The organism is Mycobacterium sp. 1165178.9 (assembly GCF_001673555.1).
Classification (GTDB): domain Bacteria; phylum Actinomycetota; class Actinomycetes; order Mycobacteriales; family Mycobacteriaceae; genus Mycobacterium.
The window spans coordinates 1-5,639 of the sequence record NZ_LZMB01000435.1; the positions used below are offsets into that span (position 1 = coordinate 1).

At 67.9% G+C, this 5,639-nt stretch carries 4 protein-coding genes and 1 pseudogene; 3 read left to right on the plus strand and 2 right to left on the minus strand.

Going from position 1 to position 5,639, the window contains the following annotated elements:
- Positions 1 to 399 (plus strand): annotated as a pseudogene (locus A5652_RS18955) (aromatic acid exporter family protein); the annotation flags it as partial.
- 5 nt (positions 400 to 404) lie between these two features.
- Here the strand turns inward: A5652_RS18955 and A5652_RS18960 are convergent.
- A complete protein-coding gene (locus A5652_RS18960; RefSeq protein WP_067354928.1) occupies positions 405 to 794 on the minus strand; it encodes an MmcQ/YjbR family DNA-binding protein in 390 nt (129 codons plus the stop codon).
- A gap of 98 nt (positions 795 to 892) precedes the next feature.
- On the opposite strand from A5652_RS18960, the gene A5652_RS18965 reads away from it, so the two are divergent.
- Both A5652_RS18965 and A5652_RS18970 read left to right on the plus strand, forming a co-directional pair.
- Positions 893 to 1,858 (plus strand): transglutaminase family protein, encoded by a 966-nt coding sequence (locus A5652_RS18965; protein WP_067354936.1) that lies wholly within the window; start codon positions 893 to 895, stop codon positions 1,856 to 1,858.
- Entirely contained in the window at positions 1,851 to 2,906 is a 1,056-nt protein-coding gene (locus A5652_RS18970; RefSeq protein WP_067354931.1) for a putative zinc-binding metallopeptidase, read from the plus strand. Before A5652_RS18965 ends, A5652_RS18970 begins: the two co-directional genes overlap by 8 nt.
- Here the strand turns inward: A5652_RS18970 and A5652_RS18975 are convergent.
- Positions 2,903 to 5,536 carry a circularly permuted type 2 ATP-grasp protein gene (locus tag A5652_RS18975; RefSeq protein ID WP_067354934.1) on the minus strand — a complete coding sequence of 878 codons (2,634 nt, stop codon included), beginning with the start codon at positions 5,534 to 5,536 and terminating at the stop codon, positions 2,903 to 2,905. The two genes, A5652_RS18970 and A5652_RS18975, sit on opposite strands and share 4 nt — an antisense overlap.
- Positions 5,537 to 5,639 lie beyond the last annotated feature (103 nt).

Here is a 5,639-nt window from a genome sequence, read left to right on the forward strand (position 1 = left end):
GAGGCGCGCACCACGGCTCGCCACGTCGTCACCATCGCACCGCGGCGATGGGGCCTGCGCGCGACGATCGAGGCCGCCGATCATCAGGCCGTGCACGTGGCCCTGCTGGCCGGCTCGGTGCTGCAACTGGCGCGCGCCGTCTCGCCCGGCCCCGATCCCGACTTACGGGGCCGCGAACGCCTTCACCATCCCGTGCCCACGGTGCTGGTGGGCCTCGCGGCCGCGATCGCCCTCGCCGACTCCGATCCCGCAGGCGCCTGTGCGTACATGGCGTCGGCGCGTCATCACGCCGCGGAATTGCAGTCCGGGGCGCACGAGAAGACGCAAGTGATCCTCGCCGACGTCGTCGGCGCCTGCATCGACGACCTGCAGCGCGTCATCGACCTTCGGCACGTCTGAGCGCTTCAGCGCGAGTCGGCCAGGAACTCCTGAACCAATTTGCGCGGCGCCTGGGTCAGCCACGCCTCGGTGATGAGCTCTTCGAGAGCGCGCACCGAGATTGCGGACAGATTGACCAACACCGCCGGATAGCCATCGAAATGCGGGGTGGTGAAGTAGGTCTCGGGCTCGTCGTCGATCAGCGCGAACTTGACGCCCTCGTCGGACACGCGGACCCCGAGGATATCGCCCTGCGGTGGTCGCGGGCCGCTGCGTTCCAGCGCCTCGCGCTCGGAGGGTCGCAACGGACGCTCCCAGGCCAGCAATTTCTTGCCGACCCGCCAGTCGTGCGGTGACGGCTCGGAGGTGAGTGCCAGCTCACCGACGATGCGGGCGACCTCGCCCCAGGTGGCCACAACACGATTGTGCTCCCGTTTTGACGCGAGTGCCGTCGGATTGGCAAACGGTGCTCGACCGGGCCTTCCGCGGGCCGTACGCAGCCCTCCGCCATGTGATGAGATCAGCGGTGAGGAGGAGAAACCGCTTGCCAGCAGAACCAGGCGAACCAGGGGCCGGGGCCGCCCGCCGACATCGAGTGACCCACCGCACCGAGTACCGCTATTCCGACGTCGTGACCAGCTCGTATGGGCGCGGGTTTCTCACGCCGCGCGACTCGCCGCGGCAGCGCTGTGTCGCGCATCAGCTGATCATCGAGCCGGCCCCCGGCGACAGCTCCACCAGCGTGGACAGCTACGGCAACACCAGCTCCTATTTTCACGTGACCGAGCCGCACCGCGTGCTGAAGGTGACCAGCGATTCCATCGTCGACGTCTATCCGCCCCGCCTCGATTCCCGCACCTCCGCGGGGCAGCCGTGGGAGGCGGCCCGGCCTACCGGACCCGGCGCAGCCCTGGCGACCGAGTTCACCCTGGACCTGATTCCGCCGGAGATCACCGACGACATCCGCGACTACGCGGCGCCCAGCTTCACCCCCGGACGCCCGTTGATCGAAGTGCTGCGCGACCTGACGTCGCGCATCTTCACCGACTTCACCTACCGGTCGGGGTCGACGACGATTTCCACCGGAGTCAACGCGGTTCTGGCCGCCCGCGAAGGGGTATGTCAAGACTTTGCCAGGCTGGCGATTGCCTGCCTGCGAGCCAACGGGTTGGCGGCCAGTTACGTATCCGGGTATCTGGCCACCGACCCGCCACCCGGAAAGGATCGGATGATCGGCATCGACGCCACCCACGCCTGGGCAGCCGTGTGGACTCCGCAGCAGCCCGGTCAAGTCGAATGGCTGGGGCTTGATCCCACCAACGACCAGATGGTCGACGAGCGCTATATCGTCGTGGGCCGGGGCCGTGACTACGCGGACGTCCCGCCGCTGCGGGGCATCATCTTCACCGACTCGGAACACAGCGTGATCGACGTCGCCGTCGACGTGGTGCCCTTCGAAGGCGATGTGTTGTATGCGTGACTTCACCTGCCCCAACTGCGGCCAGCGCCTGACCTTCGAGAACTCGACCTGTCTCAATTGCGGTAGCGCGCTGGGGTTTTCGCTCGAGCAGATGGCGCTGCTGGTGATCTCGGAGGACGACACAGGCGAGCATGCCGGCTTCGTGCGCGCGAGCGAATATCAGCTGTGCGCCAATTTGCTTCTTGCCGAATGCAATTGGCTGGTCCCCGTCAACAACCCCCGGCTGCTGTGCCCCTCGTGCGTGCTGACGATCGAACGCCCCAACGACGCCGACACCACCGGGATGGCCGAGTTCGCCCGGGCCGAGGCGGCCAAACGCAGGCTGATCGCCGAGTTGCACGAGCTGAAGCTACCGATCGTCGGGCGCGATAAGGATCCCGACTACGGGCTGGCCTTCCGGTTGCTGTCCAGCGCGCACGAGCAGGTGATGACCGGGCATGAGAACGGCGTCATCACCATCGACTTGGCCGAGGGCGACGATGCGCACCGCGAGCAGTTGCGCGTCGAGATGGACGAGCCGTACCGGACCCTGCTGGGCCATTTCCGCCACGAGATCGGGCATTACTACTACTACCGGCTGATCGCACCGTTCACCGACTACGTGGAGCGGTTCAAGGAGCTGTTCGGCGACCACGAAGCCGACTACTCCGAGGCGCTCGACCGCCACTACCGGGAGGGTGCTCCCGAGGGCTGGCACGAGAACTTCGTATCGTCCTATGCCACCATGCATCCCGCCGAGGACTGGGCCGAGACGTTCGCCCACTACCTGCACATCCGCGACACGCTGGACACCTCGGCGTGGTGCGGACTGGCTCCGGCGTCGGCCACCTTCGACCGGCCCGCCTTGGGCCCCAGCGCTTTTCAGACGATCATCGACATGTGGCTGCCGTTGTCGTGGTCGCTGAACATGGTGAACCGGTCGATGGGCCACGACGACCTGTACCCGTTCGTGCTCCCGGTCGCGGTGCTGGAGAAGATGAGGTTCATCCACACAGTGGTCGACGAGGTGGCGTCGGAGTCGCGTGGCCCCGCCTCGGTGGCCGGCTAGGCCGGCATCACGCGTCGTTCGTCGGGACCCCAAATCGGTTGCATACCACCGGGCAACGTTAGCTGGGTAGTGGTGATGACCTCGGCCAGGTTGCGCAGCTCGGTGTGCACGGACGCGAGCAGCTCCGCCAACTCGGCACGCCGGCCGTCGTCGCTGACCCGTTCGAGCTCGGCGGGGTGGGATCGGCGCAACATGGTGCCGATCTCGTCCACCAACCGTTCCGGGCGCGACGATCCCGACGAGCCGGGCAGGTCCTTGAGATTGATCCGCAGCCGCTCCAGCTGATACAGCAGCGACCGCGGGTTCTGCGCGTCGAACAGCATCAGCTCGGCCATGGCGGCCACGCTGATCTTGCCCACCGTGCGGCGCCGGTAGATGACCGACGACTCGCACGCCACCAGCGTGGACTCGATCACGGTCTGTTCGGCCGCGGCGCCGCGGACGACGGTGAGCGTGGCCTGCAGCAACGCCGTCAGCCACAGCCCGCGTTCGATCCGTTTGCCGATGTCCATCATCGTCCAGCCCACGTCGCGCACCATCGACTCGTTGGCCACCCCCGACAGGGTCAGCATGCCGGCCAGCGTCTGGGCCGCAGCTCCGGTGAGCAAGGCGTCGGCCTCCGAAAGTGATTCCGGCGGATCGCTTTTCAGCGCCAGGGCCCGCTCCACCGCGGCCAGCACCATCCAGGTGTCGTTGGACATCTGGTCGCGCACCGCCCGCGCGGCCAGGGCCAAACCCTCCACCGATTGCACCAGCGAGCCGGGCCGGTTCGGATCAACGGTGAGTGACCACAGCGTCGAGGGTGCGGTGGCGATCATCTCGGCGTGGTCGCCGTCGCTGTCGGGCGTTCCGGTGATTCGACCCAGCGCGGTCAGCAGCACCGGCACGCATTCGCTTTCCTCGCTGTGCTGGTGGTGGCGGTAGACGTGGAACCGGTCGCGGGCGACGATCAGTAGCCGCGCCATGCTTTCCGCGCGCTCGCCGTAGCGGCCGATCCAGAACAGGTCGGACAGCACGCGCGGGGAGCTCACACCCCAGGTTCCTGCGGCCGTCTTCGCCGGCGGCTCCGGCGTCGGAAGGCTGATCGCCTCGGCGTGTGCCCGCTCGGTTGGCCGGACCCAGACATCTTTTGCGGCAATGGTTTTCAGCGTATACGCGGCGGGTCCCGAGGCCAGCACGTAACCGATCCCGCCGATCATCGGCGCGTAGCCGCCGCGCTGGGCCACGGTGAACAAGCGGATGCCAACGCCCGCCGGGGACAACACGCCGGCGTGGTCGGTCGGCACGGACGAGAATTGCGGCAGCTCCTGCCCGATCCACTGCCACGGCGTCTGCTCGATGCGGGCCGCCAACCGCGTCAGCTGCCCAGACGAAAGTGCCGGTCCGACAAGAGTTTGCTCGCCGATGGTGGACTTCACCAGTAACGACGGCAGATTCGCCAGTAGGTGTGAGCGTTCGCTGGCGATGCCGCCCCAGTAGACCTCGGTGGTGGGCAACCGCAGCGTTTCCGACAGCAGGTGCTCGGCCATCGCGGGCAGGAAACGCAGCAGCCCAGGATTTTCCAGGATTCCGCTGCCCAGCGTGTTGACCACGGTCACCGTCCCGCGGTGCTGGGCCTCCACCAAACCGGCCACCCCGAGCTGGGAGTCGGCGCGCAGATCCAGCGGGTCGGTGTAGTCCGCGTCGACCCGGCGCAGGACGACGTCGACGCGTTTCAAGGTGCCCAGGGAGCGCATCCAGAGCATGCCGTCGCGCACCACCAGGTCGGCGCTTTCCACCATCGGGAAACCCAGCAGGGTGGCCAGGTAGGCCTGGTCGAACGCGGTCTCCGAGTAGATACCCGGGGACAGCACCACCACCACGGGGTCCTGGGCGTCATCGGGCGCGGCGTCGATCAGCGCCAGCCGCAGCGCCTGCGCGAACGGAGTGGTCGGCCGCGGCGCGATCCGCTCGTAGAGGTCGGGAATCGAGTGCGCGACGACGCGCCGGTCGGCCAGCGCGTACCCGGCACCGGAGGGCGCCTGGGTGCGGTCGCCGTTGACGACGAAAGTTCCGTCCGGGAGCCGGCTGACATCGCAGGCATGCATGAAAAGCTGGTGGCGCCCCGGGATTTCGATTCCGTTGGCCGCGCGCACATATCCGGGGTGGCCGAACAGCAGCTCCGGGGGCAGAACGCTTTCGGTGAGCAGGCTGCGCGGCCCGTACAGGTCGGCCAGCACGGCGTCGAGCACCCGCGACCGTTGCAGCAGGCCGGTCTCGAGCGCCTCCCAGTCGCTCGCGGACAGCACAATCGGCAGCGTGTCCAGCTGCCAGGGCCTGGGCTCCTGGCCGCGACCGTCGGGTTCGACATCGGTGTAGGTGATGCCGTCGTTATCGATGAGGTCGTGCACCACCGAACGCAGTCGGTCCAGCCCGGCGCGGCCCCGCTCCGCGATGGCGTCGGCCAGCTCGGCCCACGCCAGTCGCACGTTGCCGTCGTAGTCGAGAAATTCGTCATAGCCGGTTGCCGGACCGTGGCGCAGATCGAAGAGCGCCTCCTGGGCCCGTGCGGCGCGGTATCCGGCCAGGAGGCGGTCCGCGTCATAGCGCGCGGTGCCGGGCCCGGACGGTGCACCGGAGGCGAATGTCATTGGTGGGCCGGCCTTATGACTGATGCAGCGGGGCCGCCTCAGTCGACGGTCATCGGACTCACGGCGCAACCGGTCCGCCGGACAGGCGGCGGTACGTGTAGAC

Coding starts and splice junctions, on each gene's coding strand:
- A5652_RS18970 (WP_067354931.1), top strand. CDS start 1,851: ATGCGTGACTTCACCTGCCCCAACTGCGGCCAGCGCCTGACCTTCGAG.
- A5652_RS18965 (WP_067354936.1), top strand. CDS start 893: ATGAGATCAGCGGTGAGGAGGAGAAACCGCTTGCCAGCAGAACCAGGC.
- A5652_RS18975 (WP_067354934.1), bottom strand. CDS start 5,536: ATGACATTCGCCTCCGGTGCACCGTCCGGGCCCGGCACCGCGCGCTAT.